This is a genomic window from uncultured Massilia sp. (assembly GCF_913773735.1).
GTDB lineage: Bacteria > Pseudomonadota > Gammaproteobacteria > Burkholderiales > Burkholderiaceae_D > Telluria.
The window spans coordinates 39,946-64,679 of record NZ_CAJYEB010000009.1 but is presented as its reverse complement, the minus strand read 5'-3'; the positions used below and the strand labels follow the sequence as shown (position 1 = coordinate 64,679).

Genomic DNA, 24,734 nt, shown 5'->3' with positions numbered 1-24,734 from the left:
GGCCCCGTACCAACCATTGACGTGAAAAGGAGTGACCATGAACAAGACCATCCGCTTCGCCGCCGCCGCCGCCGTGCTCGCCGCCTCGGCCTTCGCCATCGCCCAGACCGGCGGCTATACCGGGCCGTCCGCCAAGGCGGCCGCACCGGCAGCATCGGGTTATGCCGGCCCTTCGAACGTGCCGCTGATGACGGCCAAGGACTTGCTGGACAAGGGCAAGGACGACCAGTACGTGAAGCTCAAGGGCAAGCTGCTCAGCCACAAGGGCGGCGACGAGTACGAGTTCGCCGACCAGAGCGGCAGGATGACGGTGGAAATCGACGACAAGTACTTCCCGCAAGGGGTGAAGGTCGACCAGACCACGCTGGTGGAGCTGACCGGGGAATTCGACAAGGAAACCTTCGGCGAGTCGACGCTGGACGTCAAGCAGTTGAAGGTGGTGGCGCAATAAGGTTGCCGGCCCCGTGCGCGGGACGAGGCACGCGCCACGGGCCGCCGCTCCCGGCATGCTGTTTCTTTTTTCTTCTTCGACGGCATTAATATTGCTATAGTGTAACACCATGGTGTTACACGACGGCCGCCGTCGCTGCGCAAGATGAAACAGAAGATCCAGACCCTGCTGCTGCAACTCAACCACGGATTGGTGGCGCGCGAAGACACCGTCAAGGCCGCGCTGCTGGCCATGCTGGCGCGCGAGAACCTGTTGCTCATCGGGCCGCCGGGCACCGGCAAGAGCATGATCGCACGCCAGCTCGCCACGAGCCTGGCCGCACCGGAAGGCGATGGCGAAATGCAGGATTACTTCGAATACCTGCTGACCAAGTTCTCGACGCCGGACGAGATCTTCGGTCCCTTGTCGATCAGCGCCCTGAAGCAAGACCGGTTCCAGCGCAAGACGGCGGGCTACCTGCCGGCCGTGCGCGTCGCGTTCCTGGACGAGATCTTCAAGGCCAGCTCGTCGATCCTGAATGCCCTGCTGACCATCCTGAACGAGCGCAAATACCATAACGGCACGCAGGCGCTGGACGTGCCCATGCAGGCCTTGATCGCCGCCTCCAACGAGTTGCCCGCCGACCAGGAAGAGCTGGCGGCGCTGTACGACCGCTTCATGGTGCGTCGCTTCGTGGACTATGTCGGCAACGACGCCTTGCCGCGCCTGTTCGAGGCGCCGGCGCAGCCGCCTGCGCCCGTGCGCATCGGCGTGGCCGAACTGGACGGCATCCGCCGGGAGGCTGACGCGGTGGCCATTCCGGCCCACATCGTGCGCGCGGTCCAGCAGATCTGGCAGCGCCACCGGGAACTGTTCAAGGAAGACGCGCGCGAGCGCCTGTCCGACCGCCGCCTGAAGAAGGCGATCCACCTGCTGCGCGTGGCGGCCGCGACGAACGGGCGCGGCGCCGTGGACTTGTCCGACGTGTTCCTGCTCAAGGATTGCCTGTGGAACCACCCGGACAACGCCGTCAAGGTGCGGGACATGATCCTGGACGTATTGAAGGAATGCAGCCGCGCCGCGCCGGGCGACGACGGCGCGCCGGACGACGATGTGCCGGCCGTTGCGGCGCCTGCCTCGGCGTTGGGCGTCCTGGGCGCCGTCGTCAAGGGACTGCGCGGCAGCGGCACCGAACGCGATCCGCTGCTGGTGGAAGACATCCACGACCTCATGGGGATGGAGCGCCCGGAAGTCGGCCAGAAGGGATACTGGTTCCGCCAGACCGCGGACATCGATTGCAGCGGCCTGAGCACCTGGATGACGATTCCTTTCCAGGGGCATTACGACGGTGGCGGACGCGTCGTCCGGCACAAGGACGATCTCGGCCATGCGCTGTTCACCGATATCCGTGCCGGTTCCAGCGTCGTCGACCTGAAGCTCGAGAACCTGCGGCTTGCCGTCACGGTCGAGGAAAGCCATGTCGGCCGCTGCACGTCGACGGTCGACCTGGTCAAGTCGCGGATCAGCGGGTGTGCGTTCGTGGGATGCGAGACGGGCGGGTCGCTCGTGGATGGTGTCGCGCTCGATAGCAGGATCAGCGCCTGCACGGCGCGACGATTCCTGGTCCGCGACACGGCGCAGGCCTGCACGATCGCGGATTGCCGGGTGATGCTCGATGTCTACCGGGACGGTACGCTGCGCGATTGCAAGGTCCTGGGTGGCATCGCTTCCAAGTTAGTGAAAGGCAGCGTGGTCGAACGCTGCTTCGTGGCCGGCACGCTCAAGAAATTGTCTGCGTTGGCCATGCTGAGCTTCATGTACGCCGGCTTGCCTGGCAAAGCGGTACTGGCCGGTATCGCCTACGCATGCGAAGACAGCGCGATCCGGTACTGTGCGGTGGGCAGGCTCGACGTGCAAGACGACGATGTGAGGCTGAACTACCGCATTGCCGAGAACAAGGGCGGGCTCGACAACAATGCGTCGATCGATGCCAACCCGGGGACCGACAGCATCAATGGCAGCAACGGCAAGACGGTCGCCGCGGCCCTGTTCACGCAGCGCTATTTCGAACATACCCTCGGATGGGATTTTGCCGCCGTCTGGCAGTGGGACGCCGCCAGCGGTACGCCGGTGCTGCGCGCGTCGCCTGCCGGCGGACGTGCCGCAGGGCCCGCGGCGAGCCGGTCCGCCCCGGCAGGCGACCTGCTGGCCCGGCAATTGCGCGCCAATCTCTGGGCATGAGGCGGTGACGATGCTGTCCCCGTTCGACGCGATCCGTGCGGCCTGGAACCCGATGGGCCTGGCCACGAATGTGCTGGCGTCGATCGGCATCAAGCCGTTCCGGTACTTCATCGACAGCGTGTTGCGCGACAAGGCGACGCCGGTGCCGGGCAGCGTGCTGTATTGCGACCTGTGGATGGCCGTCGAGCATTCCGGCATCTACGTCGGCGACGGCGCCATCGTGAACATCGTCGTCGATGGCGTTGCCGAAAGTACGGTGGAGCGCAGCGGTCCGGCCTCGTTCACGTCCAAGAGCCTCGTGGGACGCAAGATCTATGTCTCCTGCGATGCGCACGGCGCCGTCGGGCACCGGGACGTGGCGGACGGCGCCGCGACGCACGTCGGCGAGCGGGCCTTCTATGGCCTGGTTTTCAAGAACTGCCACCAGTTCTCGACGAAATGCGTGCACTACGTCGCGCGCGCTGGCGAACCGGCGCTGGCGGACCTGCTGCCGGCCGGCGTGCCGGACACATGGGAGCCGACGCTGGGCATGCTCAAGACGGCCGCGCGCAGGCGGCTCGGCGCCACCAAGTGGCGCCTGTGGGACTGGGAAGCCGGCGCTGGCGACGAGGCGCCACCGCCGGCACCCGACTGGCAGGCGCATCGCGACGCCTTGTGCAGACAGCCGCTCGACGCCGGCAGCGCCGCGCAATTGCGCGATCAACTCGCCGAGACGCTGGCCTACGAAGCGGAAATCGCCGACGAACGCCTGCCCGAGGCGATCGGGCGGGAACTCGCCTCCCTGCGCACGACCCTTGCCGATATCGTGCGCAAGTACGACGAGGTCAAGGACTTCCTTGCCTTGTTCCCGGGCGCCCGGTTCTCGTACGCCGACCTGCGGCATGCCGACGACGACTACGCCGCGCTGGCGCATACGCTGCAGGACAATACGCGCATCCGCGACCTGGTGCGCCGGCTGGGACGTGACGTCGTCGACGAGACAAGCAGGCTGCGCACCAGGATCCCGCAGGCCAGCCGCAACGAGACGTACGGCACGCACCGCAGCGGCGACGTCATGCGCATCCTGCCCGGCGAGTTGCTGAACCTCAAGGACGAGACGCTGGACGTCCTGTTCTATGCGCGCCTGCTCGAGAACAACCTGTTGTCCTATGCCTTGCGGGGACGCGAGTTCGTCGACGGCGAGATGGCGGCGGCGTCCCGACAACGTACCGGGCCGGTGGTCGCCTGCCTCGACACGTCCGCCAGCATGCAGGGCGAACCGCTGCGCAAGGCACGGGCCCTGCTGCTGGCGATCGCCGCGATCCTGGACAAGGAGGGCCGTGCGCTGCACGTCCTGCTGTTCGGCGCGGGCGGCGAACTGCGCGAGTTGTCGCTGGCGGGGCCGGGCGAGGTGCCTGCGCTGCTGCGCTTCCTGCGCGGCGGCTTCGGCGGCGGCACCGACTTCGAGACGCCGTTGCGGCGCGCGCTCGACCTGGTCGCTGCGGAAGAGACCTACCGCAAGGCCGACGTGTTGATGGTCTCCGACGGCGACTGCAGCCTGTCGCCCGCCTTCCTCGACACCCTGTGCGCGCGCAAGCGGGCGCTGGGTTGCACGATCCACTCGGTGCTGTGCGCGGGGAGCAGGGTGGAGGATGCCTTCAGCGACGAGGTGCTGGTCCTGTAGCTGCGCATCATGTGCCACCCCTTCAGTTTTCGGCTGGCCATCCGATATTGACAATGTCGGGAAGTGAAAGCGGGCGATGGATGGCCCGCATGGTGCCGGTATTGTTATCACATGAGGAGCGGTCATGACCCTGAATGTCTCGAGCATTACCCGGCAGGGAGCGACGCTCCCTGCCGCCAGGACGCAGCCGGCGGCGTCCGGCGCGTCGGAAAAAACGGATGCCCCGGCCCGGGACAAGGTGACGCTGGGCGGGCCGCCGTCGCAGTCGCTGACGTATGCGGCCCCATCCCGCAACCCGGCCGCCAGGGCCGACGGCACGGCCGTCCAGTCCGATGGCGCGGTCGATCGATCCGATCTTGCCCGCATGCTCGAGGAATCCGACCGCAAGGCGCAGGCCGTCATCGACCTGATCCGGCCGCTGGTGGAGCAGCAGGGCCTGAACATGGCCAAGGTGGCCAGCGGCGAACAGAAGCTGAGCGCCGATCCCGAAACGATCGAGGCCGCCAAGGCGGCCATCGCGGAGGACGGCGAGTTCGGGGTGCAAAAGACTGCCGAACGCATCCTGAGCTTTGCCAAGTCGGTCATCGGCGCCGACCCCTCCAAGCTCGACAGCATTCGCGCCGCGGTGGAAAAGGGATTCCAGGACGCGCAGGACATCCTTGGCGGAAGCTTGCCGGAGATCAGCCAGAAGACCCGGTCGACGATCCAGGCCGAGTTCGATCGCTGGAAGAAGGAGGGTATTCCGGCAGGGGACACGGTGTCGCTGGCGGCGCCGAAGGAGACGGGCACGCAGCGCGCCTGAAATGAAAAACGCCGGCCCGGAAGGGTCGGCGTTTCGAGGAATTCTTGGTGGCCCGGGGCGGAATCGAACCACCGACACAAGGATTTTCAATCCTCTGCTCTACCAACTGAGCTACCAGGCCAAGGCGGCGCATTATAGCACGGGCTTACGCAAAGTCCATAACCCCGTGCATGCACCGACGCGATTACCAGCCGATGTCCTTCAGCAGCGGCACCGTCAGGTCCTTCGGCGCGGTCAGGATGATGCCGAGGTCCGGATTGATGTTCGGTTCCATCAGCAGGTTCGGGCTGGCGGTCACGTCCCAGTGCGATACCGACGAACCCGAGGCCAGCACGGCCGGCGTGTACAGCAGCGGGCGGCCCATGGCATCGGCGCCGGCGATGCGGGTCGGGTCGACCCCCAGCGCCACGGTGACCGTGCCCGGCTTGCTGCGGCTGCCCAGCGTCGCCGCGCTGGCGACGGCGGCCTTCAGGTTCTCGCCGTCGGCCTGGGTGATGCCGACCGCCGGGATCGTGATGCTGCCGTCGGTGCCGCCGGGGATCAGCGCGCCGGTGGTGTTGTTGGCCAGCACCGCGCCGACCGCGCCGGCATCCTGGGCATTCTTGACCTTCTGCGCGAAGTTGCAGCCGCCGCGGCTCATCAGTGCGACCTTGTTCTTCACGGCCATGGTGTTGGCGGTATTGAACGCGCTGCAGCCCGAGCCGAGCTCGCCGGCCTGGGTGGCGACCACGGCCAGCGTGCCCAGGGTGCCGCTGGCGGGCGGCAGCGGGCCGAAGGTCGACGTGTTGAAGTCGATGTTCAGGTTGCCGTTCGCGCCCGGCGAGGTGGTCTTGATCACCGGGATGCGCGCCAGCATGGCGGCGCCGGCCACCGCGTTCGGTCCGGTCCAGGCCAGTTGCAGCGGGTTGACCGCCGATGCCTTGCGCTGCGCCGAGGTCATTTCCAGCCACGTCTTCTTGAGCGTGTTGTCGTACATGAAGCCTTCCCAGATGCTGGGCAGGCCGTCGGCGGTATAGGCGGTGCCGGCCGCGTTGATACGGTTGCCGGTCGCCGTGTTGACGCTGATGACCGAGAAGCCCAGGCCGTGGCCCAGCTCGTGCAGCAGGGTCTCGACGAAGTTCACCTGGTTGCCGGCGTTGCCGTCCAGGCCCAGGTAGAACGGCGAGCCGGCCAGGCAGTTCGACTTGCCCAGGTTGACGTTGAACTGGGTCTTGATGTCGACGTCGCCGTAGCCGGTTTCGTCCTGGTAGCCTTCGCTCAGGTTGACGCCGGCCAGCTTGTTGGCCAGCGCCTGCGGATACCAGGTGTTGCGCTTGGCGCCCGGCGTGTTGTACCAGATGTTCCAGGCGCCCGCGCTGCCCAGCACGGCCGAGCTGGCGTCGCAGGTGAGGGCTTCCCAGCCGGCGTTGACGGTGATGGTGACGCTGCTGTCCAGGTTCTGTTCCCAGATACCGGCGACGTACTTGTAGACGTTCATCCGCTGTTCGCCCAGCGTGGTGCCGGGATTGCCGCCGACCGGGGCGACGGGCGTCGGATCGTTGAAGCCGACACCGGCCGGGTCGCGGCTGGTGATCTTGATGGTGGCGGCGGCCTGGGCGCCGGCGCAGGCCAGCAGGACGGCGGCGGCGAGCAGCGAGCGGGTTGCGGTACGCTTGATGTGTGGGCTGCGCATGGGCTTACTCCGTGACGGGGGTGGTGTTGGCATGTTGGGGAGCATGCGTTGCGTCATGCAGGGTGTCGGCGGTACCGTGTTCGATCCGCAGCGAGCCGTCGGGCTGGCGCACCGCGATCGACGACGTCATGAACTCGTCGGTCAGGCGCACGCCGCGTCCGCCGCTGGCGTGCGTCTTCTGGCGCGTGCTCGGCGCGGCCATGCGCATGGCGTTCTTCGCCTTCAGGTTGGCCAGCTTCTGCTGTTCCTGCGGCGTCGCCGCGCGCAGCTTGCCGGTGTCGGCGTCGCGGGTGACGACCTGGGCGTCGGCGCTGGAGACGGACTGGCCGCCGATTTCCTGCGCCGCGGCGGGCAGGGTGCTGGCGCACAGGGCCAGGGCGCCGGCGGCGCCCAGCAGGCGCAGGATGGTGTTCGATTTGGACATGGTTCTCTCTCCGGTAAGGTCGATCAGGCGCGGCGGCGGCGTGCGATGCCCAGGCCCAGGGCGCCGAAGCCCAGCAGCGCCAGGCTGGCCGGCTCCGGCACGCTGGTGATGTTCACGCTGTCCAGGCCGACGTAGTTGGCGTCGACGGCGTTGCTGGCGTACTGGATCGCGAAGCGCGCCATGCCGACCGTGTCGGCGCCCAGGGTCGCGCTGTACTGGGTCCAGCCGTCCTGCGACACGGGATTCAGGGCGGTCATGCTGACGAGGGCGCCGTTCAGCAGGAAGCCGTAGTTGACCTTGTCGAAATAGGTATCGTCTTGCGCGCCGCGCAGCCAGAAGGTGACGGTGGCGCCGCCGGTGGCGTCGAACACCGGCGAGTACAGCCAGGCGCTGATGGCGCGCGAACTACCGTTGTCCAGGTTGTAGTTGGCGGCCGCGTACGAGGAGGCTTCGCCGCCCTGCGCTTCGAACACGTCGGCGGTGCCGCCGAACCAGCCGTTCGGATTGCCCGAGGTGCTGGTGTTCACGCCGAGCCAGCCCTTGGCGGCAAGGCCATTGGCGCCATAGATGGTGTCGAAACCTTCGTTGATCACGAGGGCGGCATGCGCCGACATCGTCATCCCTGCGAGTGCCATTGCTGCGAACGCTTTCTTAATCATTTGTAATGCGCCTCCAAGATTGAATGGCGGAGCCGACGGTTGGTGCGACCCCTGGACGGTGGCTCGCCTGCGGACTCTTGGTCGGACCAGGCAGCCAGTGGTCAGGCTCATTGCATATACCGTGCCACTTGCGCTAACTATCTGATTTCTAAACTGAAAGTTTGAAATTGAGAAAAATTGTAATAAATCTGTAAAAAATCTCGACGAAAATGTCGAAATCCGCCCGTTTGCACCAGATACGTGCAATCAATCCGGTTTCTTTAAAGAAAAATTGCTATTTTTGAGGAAATTTTGTAATCGAAAGTTACAGCGGAAAAAACTGGATGCCATGTGCGCGGCCTAACGGACAACGACCAACACTTGCAATCCGCCCTGCATGGGATGATGGAAAGCCTGCCGACAGCAGGCGGCGACGCTGCCCGTCGATGGCGCAAAAACAGGGATGCTGGAACGCGGCGCACCTGCCCGGGGCAGGCGGCCAGCAAGGAGAGGGGATGGCGCCGGCGCGGCAGGCGGCGCCGGCAGGAATCAGCCGCGCGCAGCGATGCGTTCGGCGTGCTGGCGGTCGAGGGCCAGGCGCAATTCCTTGCGGCCCTTGGCTTCCTCGTAGCGGCGCTGCTCGTCCGGGGTGAACGGTCGCAGCGGCGGCACCGCGACCGGCTGCTTGTCCTCGCCCACGGCGACCATGGTGAAGAAGCAGCTGTTCACGTGGCGCACCACCTGGCTGCGGATGTCCTCGGCCACCACCTTGATCCCGATTTCCATCGAGGTGCGCCCGGTGTAGTTGACGGACGCCAGGAAGGTGACCAGTTCGCCGACGTGGATCGGCTGGCGGAACGTGACCTGGTCGACGCTCATGGTGACCACGTAGGTGCCGGCATAGCGGCTGGCGCAGGCGTAGGCGACCTGGTCGAGCAGCTTCAGGATGGTGCCGCCGTGGACGTTGCCGGAAAAATTGGCAGTGTCCGGCGTCATCAGGACCGTCATGGTGAGTTGGTGGGCTGGCAGGTTCATGGGGGCTGTCCGTGAGTCGAAGAATAGCGCGATGTTGCCTCAGAAACCCACCGGCGGCAACCGGCCGGGAGACCGGTTGCCGCCCGGTTCAGGCGCCGGCGGTGGCCGGGGTGCGCAGCGTGCGCCCTCCGGACTTGCGCCCCGCCGTCCCCAGCAGGCGCGCAGCGACCGGCACCGGTGCCGGCAGCAGGGCCGGACCGGCGCCCGGGCCGGGGCGTGCGGCCGGCCGGCGCGACGCGACCGCGCGCGCCGGCGCCGCTGCCGGAGCCGGGGCGGACTGCGCCTCGATGCGGAACAGCGCCACCAGCTCCGCCAGCGCGCCGGCCTGCTCGTGCATGTCGCCGGCGGCCGCGGCCGATTCCTCGACCAGCGCCGCGTTCTTCTGCGTCACGCCGTCCATCTGGACGATGGCTTCGTTGACCTGGCCGATGCCGGCGGCCTGTTCGCGGCTGGACGTCGCGATCTCGTCCATGATGGCGGTGACGCGGCCGACGCTGGCGACGATGTCGTGCATGGTCTGGCCGGCCTGGCCCGCCAGTTCCGTGCCGTGCGCCACGCGCCCGGTCGAGACGTCGATCAGGTCCTTGATCTCCTTCGCCGCCGCGGCCGAGCGCTGGGCCAGCGCGCGCACCTCGCCCGCCACGACCGCGAAGCCGCGGCCTTGCTCTCCGGCGCGCGCCGCCTCCACCGCCGCGTTCAGCGCCAGCAGGTTGGTCTGGAAGGCGATGCCGTCGATCACGCCGATGATGTCGCCGATGCGCGCCGAGGAGGCGTCGATCGCGTCCATGGTCTCGACCAGCTGACCGACCATGGCGCCGCCACGCCGCGCCACCTGGGCCGCGTCGGCCGCCATGGTCGTGGCCTGGACGGCATGCGCGGCGCTCTGGGCCACCGACTGGGTCAGCTCTTCCATCGAGGCGGCCGTTTCTTCCAGCGCCTGCGCCTGGCTTTCGGTGCGGCGCGACAGTTCCTGCGATTCGCTCGCCATGGCGGCGACCGAGCTGCCGATGACGCCGGTGCCCTGGCGCACGCGGCCGACGATGTCGGCCAGGCCGGCGCGCATGCGCTCCAGGGCCGCCATCAGGCTGGTGTCGTCGCCGGCGCGCAGCGGCACGGCGACCGCCAGGTTGCCGCCGGCGATCTCGGCGGCGACGGCGGCGGCCAGCGCCGGTTCGCCGCCCAGGCGGCGGAACAGGGCGCGGGCGAACAGGATGCCGGCGCCGATGCTGAACGCCAGCGTGGCCAGGCACAGGGCCAGCAGCACGTCGGAGCTGTAGCGGGTATTGCCGACCACGTGGGCGGCGCGCGCGTCGATGGCCTGGCGCTGCAGGGCGAGCAGGGCGTCGACCGCGCCGACGTAGGCCTGCAGCGCCGGCGTGAAGTCGCGCTCGAACACGGTGCGCGCTTCCTCGCCGCGGCCCTGCGCCTTCAGCGTCGTGACGCGCGCGCGCTGGTCCATGTATGCCTGGCGCGCCTGGCCGACCCGGTCGTACGCCGCCTTTTCCTCGGGCGTGTCGAGCAATGCGCCGACCTGTCGCTGCAGGCCGCCCACGCGCTCGGACGAGGCGCGCGCCTCGGCGTCGAAATAGCTCGCCAGGTCGGGGTCGGCGGTGCGCGCCACCGCTTCGGTGCGCTTGCCGGCCAGCGCGATGTCCTTGGCCCAGTTCGAGATCAGCCTTTCCTTCGCCAGCGGTCGCCCGGTCAGCGCCTGCGTGTCGTCCGCCAGCACGTGCAGGCGCCAGATGGCGATCGCGGTGGACAGGAAGGACAGCATGATGATGACGGCGAAGGCGAACCGCAGCTGGGTGCGGACGCTCGATGTGGCGGATGGGATCACGTTCGGCTCCTGTCGTTCCGGTGAGAATTTTATTGGAAAGCAATATCCGCCTTGGCGCATCGACTGTCCAGTCATCCTTTGGTATGAGTCGGCGGGCGCGGGCAGGCACGGATCTGCTAGCATGCCGCCATGGCTATCCTGCTCGTCCCCGGCTTCATGGCCGACGCAACCCTGTGGAACGACATGACGGCGGCGCTGGAGCGCTTCGGCCCGATCGTGCATGCCGACCTGCGCCACGACACCTCGGTCGAGGCGATGGCGCGCCGCGCGCTCGCGGTGGCGCCCGCCGGCTTCCTGCTGGTCGGCTTCTCGATGGGCGGCTACGTCGCCCGCGCGATCGCGCGCCAGGCGCCCGACCGGGTGCGCGCGCTGGTGCTGGTCGCCACCTCGACCCGTCCCGATTCGCCGGCGCTGCAACAGCGCAAGGGCGCGATCGGCAAGGCGGCGCCGTCGATCGCCTTCAGCGGCTTGAGCCGCACGGCGGTGGCGACCTCGCTGCACCCGAAGGAGCGCGACAACGCCGCGCTGATCGAGCGCGTGCGTGAGATGGGCGTGCGCCTGGGCGGGGAGGTGTTCCGGCGGCAGTCGATGCTCGAGCGCCCGGGCGACATCGACCGCCTGGGCGAGATCCGCTGTCCGACGCTGGTGGTGGCGGCCGCGCAGGACCGCCTGCGCAGCCTGGAAGAAGCGCGCGAGATGGCAGAGGGCATCCGCGGCGCGCGCCTCGAGGTCATCGAGGACAGCGGCCACATGATCCCGATCGAGGCGCCGCAGCGCCTGCTGGAGGTGATGGTGCCGTGGCTGGCGGCGCAGGCGGACCGGGACCCGCCCGGCCGGCCGGATCCCGGCCCCGCCATCTGAACCTGCCGTAGGGTGGGCACCCTACGACAGGGGCGTGTGCCGGGAAGCGTTCAGCCCAGGTTCAGGCCCTGTTCTGCAGCCGCGCGATCGCGTCGGCCACGCCCTTGCCGTAGGCCGGATCGGCCTTCGTGAAGTGCCCGATCTGGCGGTCCTGGATCGTGGCGTCGGCCTGGCTCAGCGCGCCGGCGATGTTCTCGACCAGGTTGCGCTGCTCTTCCTCGCCCAGCAGGCGGAACAGGTTGCCGGCCTGGGTGAAGTGGTCGTCCGTGGCGCGGGTATCGTAGCGGCCCGCCGTGCCTTCCACCTGCCAGCCGGCGTCGCCGTGGCCGAAGCCGGCGGCCGCCGGGCCGCCGCCATGCACCGTGTCGTAGTTCTGCGCGGCGCCGCCGTTGGCCAGCGCCATCGCGCCGTCGCGCTGCTGGTTGTGGAAGGGGCAGCGCGGGCGGTTCACCGGCAGGTGCTGGTGGTTGGTGCCGACGCGGTACAGCTGGGCGTCGTGGTAGGCGAACAGGCGCGCCTGCAGCATCTTGTCCGGGCTGTAGCCCATGCCCGGGACGATGTTGGCCGGCGACAGGGCGGCCTGCTCGACGTCGGCGTGGTAGTTGTCCGGGTTGCGGTTCAGCTCCAGGATGCCGACCTTGATGCGCGGGAAGTCGCCATGCGGCCAGACCTTGGTCAGGTCGAACGCGTCCCAGCCGGTCTTCGCTTCCCAGGCGGCGCGCTGCGCGTCGGTCATCACCTGCATCTCGACGCTCCAGCGCGGGAAGTCGCCGCGGGCGATGGCGTTGAACAGGTCGCGCTGGGCGTAGTCCGGATCGGCACCGGCCAGGCGCGTCGCTTCCGCCGCGCTCAGGTTCTTCACGCCCTGCAGGGTCTTGATGTGCCACTTGACCCAGACGCGCTCGCCGGCGTCGTTGATCAGGCTGTAGGTATGGCTGCCGAAGCCGTGCATGTGGCGGTAGCCGTCCGGCGTACCGCGGCTCGAGAACAGCGTGGTGACCTGGTGCAGGCTTTCCGGCGCATTGCTCCAGAAGTCCCACATCATCTGGGCCGACTTCAGGTTCGTCTGCGGGTCGCGTTTCTGGGTGTGGATGAAGTCCGGGAACTTGATGCCGTCCTTCAGGAAGAACACCGGCGTGTTGTTGCCGACCAGGTCCCAGTTGCCTTCCTCGGTGTAGAAGCGCAGGGCGAAGCCGCGCGGGTCGCGTTCGGTGTCGGCCGAGCCCTTCTCGCCGCCGACGGTCGAGAAGCGCAGGAAGGTCTCGGTCTGCTTGCCGATCGCGCCGAACAGCTTCGCCTTCGTGTACTTGCTGATGTCCTCGGTGACCGTGAAGGTGCCGTAGGCGCCCGAGCCCTTGGCGTGCACGACGCGCTCGGGGATGCGCTCGCGGTTGAAGTGCTGCAGCTTCTCGATCAGGTGGAAGTCCTGCAGCAACACCGGGCCGCGCGGGCCGGCGGTGATCGAGTTCTGGTTGTCGACGACGGGGATGCCGGAGGCGGTGGTCAGCTGGGTCATGGTGGGCGCTTTCAGGACAGGTTGATCTTCATCCTATCGACATGGTTCTTTCGATAGGTGTGTTCTATGAATTTCATGGTAGAGGTTTTATCCCATTTGATCAAACTATCTCTTTGTATAGAATCGATAGTTAAAATAAATCTGCAATTCTCGTCCCGTAGATGTAGTCTATTGCCAATAATCATCACTTTTTATATTTCTGTCACAAATACGTGGCGGATTACCTCGTCATGTCCATGAAATCCCTGAAACTGTCGGAATTGATCGGCTCCCTGAGCTATGCGCTGGACATCACCGAGGGACAGCCCGCCGGCCACTGCGTGCGCTGTTGCTGGATTGGTACGCACATCGGCCGCCGCGTCGGACTTCCCGAGGAACAATTGTGGGAGCTGTACTACACGCTCCTGCTGAAGGACCTGGGCTGCAGCAGCAATGCGGCGCGCATCTGCGCGCTGTACCTCACCGACGACCTGCACTTCAAGCACGACTACAAGAAGGTGGGCGACAGCCTGCCGCAGGTGCTGGGCTTCGTGCTCAAGCACACCGGCCTGAAGGCGGGCCTGGCCGAGCGCTTCCGCAGCGTGATGACGATCCTGCGCGACGGTCCGGAAATCGCGCGCGACCTGGTCGCCACGCGCTGCCAGCGCGGCGCCGAGATCGCCGGCCTGCTGCGCTTCCCGCAGGGGGTGTCGGACGGGATCTATTCGCTGGACGAGCACTGGAACGGCCAGGGCAAGCCGGCCCGCCTGGCAGGGGAAGCGATTCCCGTGTATTCGCGCATCGCCCTGCTGGCGCAGGTGATCGACGTGTTCCATGCGGCCGGCGGCCGCGACGCCGCGCTGCGCGAGGCGCGCGCGCGTGCCGGCCAGTGGTTCGATCCCGCGCTCGTCGCCGCCTTCGAGGACGTGGCGCGGGCGGACGATTTCTGGAGCGTGCTGGCCGCGCCCGGCATCGACCAGGCGGTGGCCGACCTGCAGCCGGCGGGCCGCGCGCAGCATCCGCTCGACGACGACTACCTGGACGACATCGCCGTCGCCTTCGGCCAGGTGGTCGACGCCAAGAGCCCGTACACGAGCGGCCACAGCGAGCGCGTGGCGCTGTACACCGACATGATCGCCGAGGCGCTGGGCCTGGACGCGCAGCGGCGCCGCTGGCTCAAGCGTGGCGCGCTGCTGCACGACGTCGGCAAGCTGGGCGTGAGCAACAGCGTGCTCGACAAGGCCGGCGCGCTCGATCGCGCCGAATGGGATGCCGTCAAGCTGCATGCCGAGTTCACCGAGACGATCCTGGGCCGCATCGCCGCCTTCCGCGAGCTGGCGGCGATCGCCGGCGCCCACCACGAGCGCCTCGACGGTTCCGGCTATCCGCGCGGCCTGGACGCCGCCGACATCCGCATCGAGACGCGCATCATCACCACGGCCGACATCTTCGACGCGATCACGGCGGCGCGCCCCTACCGCGGCGCGATCCCGATCCCGCAGGCGCTCGAGATGATGGCCAAGACGGTCGGCAGCGCGCTCGATCCGGCGTGCTTCGACGCGCTCAAGCGGGCGGTCGCCGAGGTGCCGTTCCCGCAGGCGGCGTAGCGTCCTCGCGCAGGGCGGGCACCCCGTGCCCGCCGGGTACCGGCGCCGTCCCGGCGTCCGCCCGACCCAGCATGCCGATCCCGTCCAGGATCAGGTCGATGCCGGCCGCGAAGTCCTCGCGGTCGTCGTGCGTGCGCAACTGCTCGCCCATGCCGCGGGTGAAGGGGAAGGCTTCGGCGTCGAGCCGGGCCCACGCGGCGGCGACGCTGTCCAGGTAGGCGGCGCGGCTGGCGAGGCCGCGTTCCCGCGCCAGGCGCCGGTTGGCCGCGTTCTGTCCCGCCACGCCGAGGATGGTGTTCAGCAGCGTCGACGTCGCCAGCCACAGCGCCGGCGCGGGCACGCCGAGTTCGCGCACCGGCCGTCCGAGGCTTTCGAAGATGCGCAGCATCGGCATCCGCGCCGGACTGCGCGCCAGTTCCGCCCCCACCCAGGGATGCGCGTCGATCGCATCGAACAGCCCCAGGCCGACGGCGCGGATGCGCGCGCGCGCCGTCGCGCCCTCGGCCGCGGTGGCGATGGCGGCCGCCACGATGGCGTCGCACGCGGCGTCCAGCAGGTCGTCCTTGTCGGCGACGTGCCAATAGATGGCGCCGGCGCCGGTGGCGAGCTTCTGCGCCAGCGCACGGAACGTCAGTCCCGCTTCCCCGCCCGCGTCCAGCAGTGCGATGGCCGCGTCGATGATGGCGGCACGCGACAGCGAAGATTCGCCGCGCCGGGTACGGCGGGTAGTGGTGGCCATGGGGGCTTGACATGAGTGGAATGTCGTTCCAGTATACGTTGGAACACTGTTCCACAAAAGGAAAACACGATGACACCTTCCATTGCGATCGTCGGCGCCGGCCTCGGCGGCCTGCTGCTGGCCCGCGTCCTGCACGTGCACGGCATCGCCGCCACGGTCTACGAAGCGGAGCGCGCGCCGGATGCGCGCGCCCAGGGCGGCCTGCTGGACATCCATGCCGAGGACGGCCAGGTGGCGCTGGCGGCGGCCGGGCTCACGGCCGCGTTCGCGCGCATCGTCCACGCCGGCGCCGAGGCGACGCGTGTGCTCGGCCGGGACGGCGCAGTCCTCGTCGACCAGCCCGACGACGGCCGCTTCCTGCGCCCCGAAGTGCCGCGCGGGGCATTGCGCCGCATGCTGATCGATTCGCTGCCTGCCGGCACGGTGCGCTGGGGCTGCAAGGTCGCGGGCGTGACGGCGATCGGCGGCGGCCGCCACACCCTGTCCTGCGCCGATGGCAGCGCCGTGACGGTCGACCTGCTGGTGGGTGCGGACGGCGCCTGGTCGCGCGTCCGGCCGCTGGTGTCGAAGGCGCGGCCCGTCTATACCGGCTACGTGTTCGTCGAGACGTGGCTGCGCGACGCCGACGCGCGCCACGCCGCGGCGGCGCGGGCAGTGGGCGCCGGCATGCTGATGGTCCCCGCGCCGGGACGCGCGATGTTCGCGCACCGCGAACCCGGCGACGTGCTGCATGCCTACCTGGTGCTGAAAAAGCCGCAGGACTGGGTCGCCGCCATCGACTTCGCGGACCGGCCGGCGGCGCTGGCGCGCATCGCGGCCGAGTTCGACGGCTGGGCGCCGGCGCTGCGCGCGCTGGTCCTGGGCAGCGACACCGACCCGGTGCCGCGCGCGATCCACACGCTGCCCGTCGGGCACCGTTGGGAACGCGTGCCCGGCGTGACGCTGCTGGGCGATGCGGCGCACCTGATGCCCCCGTCGGGCGACGGCGCCAACCAGGCGCTGCTCGACGGCGCCGAGCTTGGCCGCGCGATCGCGGCCAACCCCGGCGACCCGCAGGCCGCCCTGGGCGCCTACGAAGAGGCCATGTTCGTTCGCAGCGCCGCGATTGCCGCGCAGGCCATGGCGATGCAGGAAACGCTGTTCGGTCCGGACGCGCCGGCCGGCGTGGTCCGCATGTTCGGTGGCGGCATGGCGCGCAAGCCGGCGCATGCGCCCGGCAGGCCGGACGATCGACGCGAACCGTGAACCGGCATGCGCGGCCGATCGGGCGGGTACCGCCGGGCGCGCGGCGTCAGCCGAACGTGAATGCGAAGGCCTGCGCGCCGGCGTCGAGGAAGCGGATCTCGAACAGGCGCGGGCGCACGGCGCCGGACTGCCGGACGAGCTGGTACAGCCGCGTCGCGCCGATGACGCCGTTGCCGGCGGCGTCGATGTCGGACCCGGCGTCCGGCCCGGGCGGGCGGCCGTCGATGCTCACCTGGAAGCGCACCGGCTTGCCGCCGCTCCCCGGCCCCAGCACGAGGTGCAGGTCGCGTGCGCTGAAGCGGTACGCGATGCCGCCGCCCGCGCCGTTCAGGCGCGCCCGCTCGGGGCCGACGGTCCAGTTGCCGGCGAGGCTCCAGGCGTTCAGGCCGACGTCCGCGCGCGCATAGTCGAACGCGACGTCGCGCCGCAGCCGGCCGCCGGCAAAGCCCGCGGCCTGGGCGTAGCCGACGTAGGTTTCGCCGGAGCGCAGGTTGGCGGGATCGGGCGCGGCCTGCTCGCCGGCGCCGCCCGGCGCGGGGAGCGGCGCGGCCAGCGGCTGCGACGCTCCTGCCTTGCCCGCTTCGGCCAGCAGCGCCTGGATGATGCGCTCGGCCTCGGCGTAGTTGCCTTCGCCGGCGAGGCGCGCGCGCACCCGTCCGCGCGCGTCGGCGATGTAGAACACCGGCCAGGCGTCGTTGCGGAAGGCGTTCCAGATGCGCCGGTCGCTATCCACCGCGACCGGATAGTCGATGCCGAAGCGCGCGACCGCCTTGTTGACGTTGGCGAGGTCTTCCTCGAACGCGAACTCGGGCGTGTGCACGCCGACCACGACGAGGCCCTGGTCGCGGTATCGCTGCGCCCAGGCGCGCAGGTAGGGCAGGGTGCGGATGCAGTTGATGCAGGAATAGGTCCAGAAATCGACCAGCACCACCTTGCCCCGCAGGGCGCTGGCGCCGAGCGGGGCGGCATTGAGCCAGGTGACGGCGCCGTCCAGCGGCGGCAGTGCGCCGAGTACGGGCAGGGCGCTGCGCTGCCCGGCGCCGGCAGCGCCGGCAATACCGGCGACGCCGGCGGCGATGGCGAGCGCGGCGACGGCGAACCAGCGCAGGACATGGCGCGGCGTGGAGGTGGAAGCGGACATGGCGGTGACTCCTCGCAGGCGGGGCGGATCAGAGACGGTCGACGGCGATCACCGCGTCGGCGAAGGCGCGCGGCGCTTCCTGCGGCAGGTCATGGCCGATGCCGCCCGTGACGAGCCGGTGCGCGTACTTCCCGGTGAAGCGCTGCGCATAGGTGGCCGGATCGGGGTGCGGCGCCTCGTTGGCATCGCCTTCCATCGTGATGGTCGGCACCGTGATCGGGGGCAGGCGCGCGAGGCGCGCTTCCAGGTCCGCGTACTTCGCCTCGCCGTCCGCCAGGCCGAGCCGCCAGCGGTAGTTGTGGATGGTGACGGCGACGTGGTCCGGGTTGTCCAGCGCGGCGGCGCTGCGCGCGAACGTGGCGTCGTCGAAGCGCCATTGCGGGGAGGCGGTCTGCCAGATCAGGCGGGCGAAATCGCGGTAGTGCCGCGCGTAGCCGGCCTGGCCGCGCTCGGTGGCGAAGTAGAACTGGTACCACCATTGCCGTTCGGCGCCGGGCGGCAGCGGCTGCCTGCCGGCCTCCTGGCTGCCGATCAGGTAGCCGCTCACCGACACCAGGCCCTTCACCCGTTGCGGCCACAGGGCCGCGACGATGTCCGCCGTGCGCGCACCCCAGTCGTAGCCGGCCAGGATGGCGCGGTCGATCTTCAGCGCGTCCATCAGCGCGACCACGTCGGCCGCGAGCGCCGCCGGTTCGCCGTTGCGCACCGCGTGCGCGTCGCGAAAGCGCGTGCTGCCGTAGCCGCGCAGGTAGGGCACGACCACGCGGTAGCCGGCCTGCGTCAGCAGGGGGACGACGTCGGCGTAGCTGTGGATGTCGTAGGGCCAGCCGTGCAGGAGGATCACCACCGGGCCGCCGGCCGGACCCGCATCGACGTAGCCGACGTCGAGGTCGCCGGCAGCGACCTGCCTGACCGGGCCGAAGGACGGGGCGGTGGGCTGCGCCTGCGCCGGCAGGCAGCAGCAGGTGGCGGCCAGGATGGCGCCGGCGGCGCGCAGGAAGGAAGGCTTGTGGCGTAGGCGCATGATGTCGCTCCAATTTCCAGAAGTTAATTATGACGACAAATATTATGATCGTAAATTTATACGAGGTCGCGGCACTTTTCAAGCGCAACAATCATTATCGCGATAATTAATTCGCCGGCGCAGCAGGCGCGGCGGGGACGACGGAGGGGAGCGGCGCCATGAAAAAAGGCGCCGCCCATGACGGGCGGCGCCTTGCCGTGCAGCTTGCCGGGCCCGCGGCCCGGCCGGAGGCGATCAGGCCAGGGTCAGCGTGACGTCGATGTTGCCGCGGGTGGCGTTCGAGTACGGGCACACGACGTGGGCGGCGTCGATCAGTTCCTGCGCCGCTGCGCGGTCCATGCCCGGCAGGCTCACCTTCAGTTCCACGGCCAGGCCGAAACCGTTGGGGATCGGGCCGATCGAGACGCTGGCGTCGACGGCGGTCTCGGCCGGGACGGCGATCTTCTTCTGGCCGGCCACGAATTTCATGGCGCCGATGAAGCAGGCCGAGTAGCCGGCGGCGAACAGCTGTTCAGGGTTGGTCGCGCCGCCCTTGCCGCCCATTTCCTTCGGCGGCTGCAGGGTCACGTCCAGGATGCCGTCGTCGGTGACGGAACGGCCTTCGCGGCCGCCGGTGGTGTGGGCTTTGGCGGTGTACAGGACTTTGTCGAGTTTGGTGGTCATGGCATTACCCTTTCAGTGAGTTGTCGGTCAAAAAAAAATACGTCGAATCGTGCTTCAGATCGCACTGGCCAGTTGCCGCCGCAGCAGCTTGATGCGCTCGGCCAGGGCCACGATCTCGTCCACGTCGCAGCCGCTGGCGCCCAGGATGCAGCCGGGAATGCCGGCGGCCTGTTGCCGCAGCGCGCGGCCCTGCGCGGTCAGGCGGATCACGACACGGCGCTCGTCCTGCGGATCCCTGGTCCGGTCGACCAGGCCCTGCGCTTCGAGGCGCTTGAGCAGCGGCGTCAGCGTACCCGAGTCCAGGAACAGGCGTTCCCCGATCTCCGACACGGTGATGCCGTCGCGCTCCCACAGCACCAGCAGCGCCAGGTATTGCGGGTACGTCAGTCCCAGCCTGTCCAGGTGCGGCTTGTACACCTTCGTCATCGCCAGCGATGCCGAGTGGAGCGCAAAACACAACTGGTTGTCGAGCAGCAGGGCGTCGTTTGCAGTGTTCGTTTCCATGGGTTGAATAATAGTGCGCAATTCAATTGCGCGCAATATGTGCGTTTCAATCGGCTACATAGGCAGAATCTATCGACGGGTTCATCAGCGTGGCGCGCCGAACACCTGGGTCCAGAAGGCTGTGCGGTTGTCGTTGTCCGGATTGATGGCATAGGCCGCACCCATCTCGGCAAAGCGCGGGTTCATGATGTTGGCGCAGTGTCCCGGACTGTCGAGCCAGGCCGCCATTGCCTCCTGCGGCGTGCGCTGGCCCGAAGCGATGTTTTCCCCGACCAGGCGCCAGCGGTAGCCGGCGCGCGTGGCGCGGTCGGCCGGTTCGCTGCCGTCCGGCTGGCGGTGCTCGAAGTAATGGCGTTCGGCCATGTCGCCGCTGTGCGACAGCGCGGCCTGCGCGAGCTGCGCGTTCCAGCGCAGCGGGGCGGCCGCGGCGAAGGTGCCGTCGCCGCAGCGGCGCGCGCTGGCGCGGGTCGCGTTCACCAGGGCCAGGAGCTGCCGGCCGGCCTCTTCCCAGCCGGGCAATGCGGGAATGACGAGCGGATGCGCGAGCACCACCTGCCATTCCCGGCCGCGCCGCGCCGTGCCGACGGCCGTGAACGCCGGGGCCAGCAGCCGGCCGCAGTAGGTCTTTTGCAGCACGTCCATGGCGCCCCGGGCGTCTTGCGGCCCGGTGACGGTGATCGACTCGGCCCGGTCGGCGCGGTAGCCCTGGCGGCGCAGCGCCGGCTCGAGGAGGGTGCCCGGCCCGATGCGCACGCCGGCCAGCGCCGGCTCGACCGCGAGGGGCGGCGCTGGCAGCGCGGCGGCGCCGGCGCAGGTGCCGGGCGCGGCGCGCCAGGCGTTGATCAGGTCCGCCAGTTCGTCCGCGCGCGCGGGAACCGTCGCGGCGAGCAGCAGCAGGGGAAGAAGGATGCGAAGCGGCGCCATGGTGGTGGAAAGTGTCGTCCCGCCGCAGATGGGGACGGCCGCCGCGAAATCCAGGCGATGGTTCAGGCCTTGCGCACGAACTCCGTCTTCAGGCCCATCTGGCCGAAGCCGTCGATCTTGCAATCGATGTCGTGGTCGCCGTCGACGAGGCGGATGTTCTTGACCTTGGTGCCCTGCTTGACGGTGCCGCCGCCGCCCTTGAGCTTCAGGTCCTTGATGACGGTGACGGTGTCGCCGTCCTGCAGCACGTTGCCGGACGCGTCGCGCCAGACCCTGGCGGCTTCGGCGGCCGCGCCCTCGGCCTGCGGCGGCCATTCGTTGCCGCATTCCGGGCAGGCCAGCAGGCCGGCGCCGTTGTCATAGGTGTAGGTCGACGCGCATTGCGGGCAGGCGGGCAGGGTGCTCATGGGAGATTCTCGCAAATCCGTCCATTATAATACCCGTCCTGGCATCATGGATATATGCATGCATCTTTGCTTGGCAATCGTAAACGGTTTGACTTAGCATCGTCCCCTGGATTCAACCACGGAGACACCCTTCATGAAACGCACCCTGTGCAGCGCCCTGATCGCGGGCCTGTTCGCCAGCCAGGCCCATGCCGCCGCACCATCGGCCGATACCGCGGCCGCCACCGCGCCTTCGACCACCCCGAGCGCCACCGCCGCCGCCCTGTCCGCCTCCGGCGTGGACAAGGCGGCCGTCGACGCCGCCGTCCGCCCGCAGGACGACTTCTTTCGCTATTCGCAGGGCGCCTGGCTGAAGGGCACCGAGATCCCGAACGACCGTTCCAGCTGGGGCGCCTTCAACGTCGCCCAGGAAAACGTCGAGGGCCAGATCCGCACGCTGATCGAGCAGGCCGCGCAGGACCAGGCGGCCAAGCCGGGATCGGATGCGCAGAAGATGGGCGACTACTACGCCAGCTACGTCGACAAGGCGCGGCGCGACGCGCTCGGCGCCAGGCCGCTGCAGGGGGAACTGGCGCGCATCGCCGCGCTGAAGGACAAGCGGGGCCTGGGCGCGCTGGCCGCCCACCTCGAGCGCATCGGCGCCGGCAGCCCGCTGCGCATGGGCGTCGGCCAGGACAGCAAGCAGTCGACCCGCTACCTGGTCGAGATCTCGCAATCGGGCCTGGGCATGCCGAACCGCGACTACTACCTGCAGGACGGCGACGCCAAGCTGATGGACACCCGCGCCAAGTACCAGGCGCACGTGGAAAAGCTGCTGGCGCTGGCCGGCCAGCCGGATGCCGCCGGCCAGGCCGCGCGCATCGTCGCGCTGGAAACCGCCATCGCGAAGGCGCAGTGGAGCGCCGTGCAGAACCGCGACCCGGTCAAGACCTACAACAAGATGCCGGTCGCGCAACTGAAGGCGCTGGCGCCGGGCTTCGACTGGGACGGCTGGATGAAGGAGCAGGGCATCGCCGGCAAGGCCGCCGAGGTCAACGTGAGCCAGCCGACCTATGTCCAGGCGCTGGACGGGATCGTCGCGGCCACGCCGGTCGACACCTGGAAGTCCTACTTCACCTTGCGCCTGCTGAGCGCCTACGCGCCCTACCTGTCGCAGGACTTCGTGGACGAGAGCTTCGCCTTCCGCGGCACCGTGCTGACCGGCGCCAAGGTCAACCGCGCCACCGAGAAGCTGGCGATCGCCCAGATCAACCGCGACCTCGGCGAAGTGGTGGGCAAGGTCTACGTGCAGAACTACTTCCCGGCCGAACGCAAGGCGCAGGTCCAGGACATGGTCAACAACTTCCTGCTGGCCTTCAAGGAGCGCATCGACACGCTCGACTGGATGACGCCGGACACCAAGAAGGCGGCGCACGCCAAGCTGGCCAAGATTTCCGTGAAGGTCGGCTATCCGGACAAGTGGCGCGACTATGCCGCGCTGCAGATCCGGCGCGACGACCTGGTGGGCAACGTGATGCGCGCGCGCGGCTTCGCCCACCAATACGGCGTGAACAAGCTGGGCAAGCCGGTCGACCGCGCCGAATGGCACATGACGCCGCAGACGGTGAACGCCTACTACAGCCCGGAAATGAACGAAGTCGTGTTCCCGGCCGCGCGCCTGCAGGCGCCGCTGTACGACGCCGACGCCGAGCCGGCGATCAACTACGGCGCGGTCGGCATCTCGATCGGCCACGAGATCAGCCACGCCTTCGACGACCAGGGCGCACAGTACGACGGCGACGGCAACCTGCGCAACTGGTGGACCAGGGAAGACGGCGAGAAATTCGCGGCCAAGGGCAAGGTGCTGGTGGCGCAGTACGGCGCCTACAGCCCGGTGCCGGGCTACCACCTGAACGGCGAGCTGACGCTGGGCGAGAACATCGCCGACAACGCCGGCGCCATCATGGCCAGCCGCGCCTATAAAATTTCGCTGAAGGGCAAGCCGGCGCCGGTGATCGACGGCTTCACGGCCGAGCAGCGCATCTTCATGGGCCTGGCCCAGGCGCGCCGCGGCAAGGCGCGCGACGCCGCCCTGGTCGCGCAGGTGAAGTCCGATCCGCACTCGCCGTCCGAATTCCGCGTCAACGGCAGCCTGCGCAACCACCCGGGCTACTACGAGGCGTTCGACGTCAAGCCGGGCGACAAGATGTACCTGAAGCCGGAAGAGCGCGTGATCTTCTGGTAAGCCCCGGCTCTGCCGCCGTCGCCGGCGCGACGGCGGCATCGTGCTGTTCCTGTGCTGAACCGCTATACTGTCGCCATTCATGGTTCAAGAATGGTTCAGACATGCGCAATCCACCGGACGCCGATTCTTCCTCCGAACTCACCTACCGCAGCGGCGCCGCCGCGCGCCTGGCCGGCCTGTCGGTCGAGACGCTGCGCGTATGGGAGCGCCGCTATGGCCTGTCCGACACGCGCCGCTCGGCGCATGGCCAGCGCCTGTACTCGGCCGCGCAGGTGCAGCGCCTGGGCCTGCTCAAGCAACTGGTCGACCAGGGCCACCCGATCGGGCAGATCGCCGCGCTGCCGGAAGCGCGCCTGCGCGAGCTGGCCGGCGCCGCCGCGGGCGAGCGGGAGGTCCCGGCCGGGCCGATCGGGGTGGTGGTGTTCGGGCTGGCGCTGGCGCGCCGCATCGCCGCCGGAGCGCGCTCGACGTTGCCGCTGGACGTGCTGGCCAGCTTTTCGCGCTTCGACCAGCCCTGCGTGCTGCCGCGCGGGGCGGATGCCGACGTGCTGCTGGTCGAGCTGCCGGAACTGGACGAAGGCGCGGTGCCGGCCATCGCCGCGGCGCGCGAGGCCGTTCAGGCGGCGGCGGTGGTGGTGCTGTACCGCTTCTGTTCCAGCGCCACCATCCGCGCGCTGCGTGCCCGCGGCTGGCTGGCGGCGCGGGTGCCGACCGAGATGGGCGAACTGGTGCCGCTGTGCCGCCAGGCCCTGGCCGGCCAGCGCCTGGCGCCGCGCCTGCCCGCCGCGGGGGCGGCGGCGACGGCATCCGCGCCGCCGCCGCGCCGTTTCGACGACGAGGCGCTGGCCGCCATCACGGCCGCGGGCAACAGCATCACCTGCGAATGCCCGCGCCACCTGGCCGAACTCCTGATGATGGTCGGCAGCTTCGAGCGCTACAGCGCCCAGTGCGCCTCGCGCAACGAGGACGACGCCCGGCTGCACCACGACCTCGGCCTGGCCGCGGCCCAGGCCCGCGTCGTGCTGGAAGGCGCGATGGAGCGCCTGGCCCGCGCCGACGGCTTGCCGTTGCCGCCCGGCCTGCGCGAGTGAACCGGGGTTGTCCCGGACTGAAAAAAGCGTCCCGCCATTTGCGATTTGCAATACCGGGCTATAATCC

Annotated in this window: 22 protein-coding genes and 1 tRNA gene; 9 read left to right on the top strand and 14 right to left on the bottom strand. The window is 69.0% G+C overall.

Translation table 11 applies throughout. The features are described 5' to 3' along the window. Positions 1–37 precede the first annotated feature (37 nt). From QZ749_RS03395 to QZ749_RS03380, 4 genes are all read left to right on the top strand, one after another. Entirely contained in the window at positions 38–451 is a 414-nt protein-coding gene (locus QZ749_RS03395) for a YgiW/YdeI family stress tolerance OB fold protein (RefSeq protein ID WP_296943232.1), read from the top strand. 144 nt (positions 452–595) lie between these two features. Next, on the top strand, positions 596–2,671 hold the full coding sequence (locus QZ749_RS03390; RefSeq protein ID WP_296943230.1) for an AAA family ATPase: 2,076 nt from the start codon (positions 596–598) through the stop codon (positions 2,669–2,671). Between the two features lie 10 nt (positions 2,672–2,681). Beyond that, a complete protein-coding gene (locus QZ749_RS03385) occupies positions 2,682–4,334 on the top strand; it encodes a VWA domain-containing protein (protein ID WP_296943228.1) in 1,653 nt (550 codons plus the stop codon). Positions 4,335–4,458: 124 nt separating this feature from the next. Further along, a complete protein-coding gene (locus QZ749_RS03380; protein ID WP_296943226.1) occupies positions 4,459–5,136 on the top strand; it encodes a DUF5610 domain-containing protein in 678 nt (225 codons plus the stop codon). A 45-nt stretch (positions 5,137–5,181) separates the two neighbouring features. Here the strand turns inward: QZ749_RS03380 and QZ749_RS03375 are convergent. The 6 genes from QZ749_RS03375 to QZ749_RS03350 all read right to left on the bottom strand — a co-directional run bounded on the left by QZ749_RS03375 (position 5,182) and on the right by QZ749_RS03350 (position 10,742). Beyond that, positions 5,182–5,257: transfer RNA gene (locus QZ749_RS03375), tRNA-Phe, on the bottom strand. 63 nt (positions 5,258–5,320) lie between these two features. Next, positions 5,321–6,808, bottom strand: coding sequence for a PA domain-containing protein (locus QZ749_RS03370; RefSeq protein WP_296943224.1), 1,488 nt, complete (start codon positions 6,806–6,808; stop codon positions 5,321–5,323). 4 nt (positions 6,809–6,812) lie between these two features. Next, positions 6,813–7,232, bottom strand: coding sequence for a post-PEP-CTERM-1 domain-containing protein (locus tag QZ749_RS03365; RefSeq protein ID WP_296943222.1), 420 nt, complete (start codon positions 7,230–7,232; stop codon positions 6,813–6,815). A gap of 23 nt (positions 7,233–7,255) precedes the next feature. Further along, positions 7,256–7,867 (bottom strand): choice-of-anchor J family PEP-CTERM protein, encoded by a 612-nt coding sequence (locus QZ749_RS03360; RefSeq protein WP_296943220.1) that lies wholly within the window; start codon positions 7,865–7,867, stop codon positions 7,256–7,258. A 552-nt stretch (positions 7,868–8,419) separates the two neighbouring features. After that, a complete protein-coding gene (locus QZ749_RS03355; RefSeq protein WP_296943218.1) occupies positions 8,420–8,905 on the bottom strand; it encodes an acyl-CoA thioesterase in 486 nt (161 codons plus the stop codon). Positions 8,906–8,993: 88 nt separating this feature from the next. Beyond that, complete coding sequence (locus tag QZ749_RS03350; protein WP_296943216.1) at positions 8,994–10,742, bottom strand: methyl-accepting chemotaxis protein; 1,749 nt, start codon at positions 10,740–10,742, stop codon at positions 8,994–8,996. Positions 10,743–10,871: 129 nt separating this feature from the next. Here QZ749_RS03350 and QZ749_RS03345 point away from each other — a divergent pair, with 129 nt between their 5' ends. Then, on the top strand, positions 10,872–11,603 hold the full coding sequence (locus QZ749_RS03345) for an alpha/beta fold hydrolase (RefSeq protein WP_296943214.1): 732 nt from the start codon (positions 10,872–10,874) through the stop codon (positions 11,601–11,603). 61 nt (positions 11,604–11,664) lie between these two features. Here the strand turns inward: QZ749_RS03345 and QZ749_RS03340 are convergent, their stop codons facing one another. Next, positions 11,665–13,119 (bottom strand): catalase, encoded by a 1,455-nt coding sequence (locus QZ749_RS03340; protein ID WP_296943212.1) that lies wholly within the window; start codon positions 13,117–13,119, stop codon positions 11,665–11,667. 236 nt (positions 13,120–13,355) lie between these two features. On the opposite strand from QZ749_RS03340, the gene QZ749_RS03335 reads away from it, so the two are divergent. After that, positions 13,356–14,705 (top strand): HD-GYP domain-containing protein, encoded by a 1,350-nt coding sequence (locus tag QZ749_RS03335; RefSeq protein ID WP_296943210.1) that lies wholly within the window; start codon positions 13,356–13,358, stop codon positions 14,703–14,705. Here QZ749_RS03335 and QZ749_RS03330 read toward each other — a convergent pair. Beyond that, positions 14,662–15,444, bottom strand: coding sequence for a TetR family transcriptional regulator (locus tag QZ749_RS03330; RefSeq protein ID WP_296943209.1), 783 nt, complete (start codon positions 15,442–15,444; stop codon positions 14,662–14,664). The genes QZ749_RS03335 and QZ749_RS03330 overlap by 44 nt on opposite strands. Positions 15,445–15,513: 69 nt before the next feature. On the opposite strand from QZ749_RS03330, the gene QZ749_RS03325 reads away from it, so the two are divergent. Further along, entirely contained in the window at positions 15,514–16,689 is a 1,176-nt protein-coding gene (locus QZ749_RS03325; protein ID WP_296943208.1) for an NAD(P)/FAD-dependent oxidoreductase, read from the top strand. Between the two features lie 46 nt (positions 16,690–16,735). Here QZ749_RS03325 and QZ749_RS03320 read toward each other — a convergent pair whose 3' ends face one another. The 6 genes from QZ749_RS03320 to QZ749_RS03295 form a co-directional block, all read right to left on the bottom strand. Then, entirely contained in the window at positions 16,736–17,830 is a 1,095-nt protein-coding gene (locus QZ749_RS03320) for a thioredoxin family protein (RefSeq protein WP_373896774.1), read from the bottom strand. Positions 17,831–17,858: 28 nt separating this feature from the next. Then, entirely contained in the window at positions 17,859–18,854 is a 996-nt protein-coding gene (locus QZ749_RS03315) for an alpha/beta fold hydrolase (protein WP_296943206.1), read from the bottom strand. Positions 18,855–19,088: 234 nt separating this feature from the next. Beyond that, positions 19,089–19,517 carry an organic hydroperoxide resistance protein gene (locus tag QZ749_RS03310; RefSeq protein WP_296943204.1) on the bottom strand — a complete coding sequence of 143 codons (429 nt, stop codon included), beginning with the start codon at positions 19,515–19,517 and terminating at the stop codon, positions 19,089–19,091. Between the two features lie 54 nt (positions 19,518–19,571). Further along, positions 19,572–20,021, bottom strand: a complete 450-nt coding sequence (locus tag QZ749_RS03305; protein ID WP_296943202.1) for a MarR family winged helix-turn-helix transcriptional regulator — start codon at positions 20,019–20,021, stop codon at positions 19,572–19,574. An 84-nt stretch (positions 20,022–20,105) separates the two neighbouring features. Beyond that, complete coding sequence (locus QZ749_RS03300; RefSeq protein ID WP_296943200.1) at positions 20,106–20,945, bottom strand: CAP domain-containing protein; 840 nt, start codon at positions 20,943–20,945, stop codon at positions 20,106–20,108. 62 nt (positions 20,946–21,007) lie between these two features. Further along, entirely contained in the window at positions 21,008–21,352 is a 345-nt protein-coding gene (locus tag QZ749_RS03295) for a zinc ribbon domain-containing protein YjdM (RefSeq protein ID WP_296943198.1), read from the bottom strand. A 133-nt stretch (positions 21,353–21,485) separates the two neighbouring features. Between QZ749_RS03295 and QZ749_RS03290 the strand changes: the two genes are divergently transcribed. Both QZ749_RS03290 and QZ749_RS03285 read left to right on the top strand, forming a co-directional pair. Beyond that, a complete protein-coding gene (locus QZ749_RS03290; RefSeq protein WP_296943196.1) occupies positions 21,486–23,576 on the top strand; it encodes a M13 family metallopeptidase in 2,091 nt (696 codons plus the stop codon). A gap of 101 nt (positions 23,577–23,677) precedes the next feature. After that, the gene (locus tag QZ749_RS03285; RefSeq protein ID WP_296943194.1) at positions 23,678–24,667 is read left to right on the top strand and encodes a MerR family transcriptional regulator; all 990 of its coding nucleotides are present in this window, start codon (positions 23,678–23,680) and stop codon (positions 24,665–24,667) included. Positions 24,668–24,734: the final 67 nt, after the last annotated feature.

Excerpts from the sequence above, each read along its gene's own strand:
- QZ749_RS03395 (WP_296943232.1), top strand. The coding sequence starts at position 38 with ATGAACAAGACCATCCGCTTCGCCGCCGCCGCCGCCGTGCTCGCCGCC.
- QZ749_RS03390 (WP_296943230.1), top strand. The coding sequence starts at position 596 with ATGAAACAGAAGATCCAGACCCTGCTGCTGCAACTCAACCACGGATTG.
- QZ749_RS03385 (WP_296943228.1), top strand. The coding sequence starts at position 2,682 with ATGCTGTCCCCGTTCGACGCGATCCGTGCGGCCTGGAACCCGATGGGC.
- QZ749_RS03380 (WP_296943226.1), top strand. The coding sequence starts at position 4,459 with ATGACCCTGAATGTCTCGAGCATTACCCGGCAGGGAGCGACGCTCCCT.
- QZ749_RS03370 (WP_296943224.1), bottom strand. The coding sequence starts at position 6,808 with ATGCGCAGCCCACACATCAAGCGTACCGCAACCCGCTCGCTGCTCGCC.
- QZ749_RS03365 (WP_296943222.1), bottom strand. The coding sequence starts at position 7,232 with ATGTCCAAATCGAACACCATCCTGCGCCTGCTGGGCGCCGCCGGCGCC.
- QZ749_RS03360 (WP_296943220.1), bottom strand. The coding sequence starts at position 7,867 with ATGGCACTCGCAGGGATGACGATGTCGGCGCATGCCGCCCTCGTGATC.
- QZ749_RS03355 (WP_296943218.1), bottom strand. The coding sequence starts at position 8,905 with ATGAACCTGCCAGCCCACCAACTCACCATGACGGTCCTGATGACGCCG.
- QZ749_RS03345 (WP_296943214.1), top strand. The coding sequence starts at position 10,872 with ATGGCTATCCTGCTCGTCCCCGGCTTCATGGCCGACGCAACCCTGTGG.
- QZ749_RS03340 (WP_296943212.1), bottom strand. The coding sequence starts at position 13,119 with ATGACCCAGCTGACCACCGCCTCCGGCATCCCCGTCGTCGACAACCAG.
- QZ749_RS03335 (WP_296943210.1), top strand. The coding sequence starts at position 13,356 with ATGAAATCCCTGAAACTGTCGGAATTGATCGGCTCCCTGAGCTATGCG.
- QZ749_RS03330 (WP_296943209.1), bottom strand. The coding sequence starts at position 15,444 with ATGGCCACCACTACCCGCCGTACCCGGCGCGGCGAATCTTCGCTGTCG.
- QZ749_RS03325 (WP_296943208.1), top strand. The coding sequence starts at position 15,514 with ATGACACCTTCCATTGCGATCGTCGGCGCCGGCCTCGGCGGCCTGCTG.
- QZ749_RS03320 (WP_373896774.1), bottom strand. The coding sequence starts at position 17,830 with ATGTCCGCTTCCACCTCCACGCCGCGCCATGTCCTGCGCTGGTTCGCC.
- QZ749_RS03315 (WP_296943206.1), bottom strand. The coding sequence starts at position 18,854 with ATGCGCCTACGCCACAAGCCTTCCTTCCTGCGCGCCGCCGGCGCCATC.
- QZ749_RS03310 (WP_296943204.1), bottom strand. The coding sequence starts at position 19,517 with ATGACCACCAAACTCGACAAAGTCCTGTACACCGCCAAAGCCCACACC.
- QZ749_RS03305 (WP_296943202.1), bottom strand. The coding sequence starts at position 20,021 with ATGGAAACGAACACTGCAAACGACGCCCTGCTGCTCGACAACCAGTTG.
- QZ749_RS03300 (WP_296943200.1), bottom strand. The coding sequence starts at position 20,945 with ATGGCGCCGCTTCGCATCCTTCTTCCCCTGCTGCTGCTCGCCGCGACG.
- QZ749_RS03295 (WP_296943198.1), bottom strand. The coding sequence starts at position 21,352 with ATGAGCACCCTGCCCGCCTGCCCGCAATGCGCGTCGACCTACACCTAT.
- QZ749_RS03290 (WP_296943196.1), top strand. The coding sequence starts at position 21,486 with ATGAAACGCACCCTGTGCAGCGCCCTGATCGCGGGCCTGTTCGCCAGC.
- QZ749_RS03285 (WP_296943194.1), top strand. The coding sequence starts at position 23,678 with ATGCGCAATCCACCGGACGCCGATTCTTCCTCCGAACTCACCTACCGC.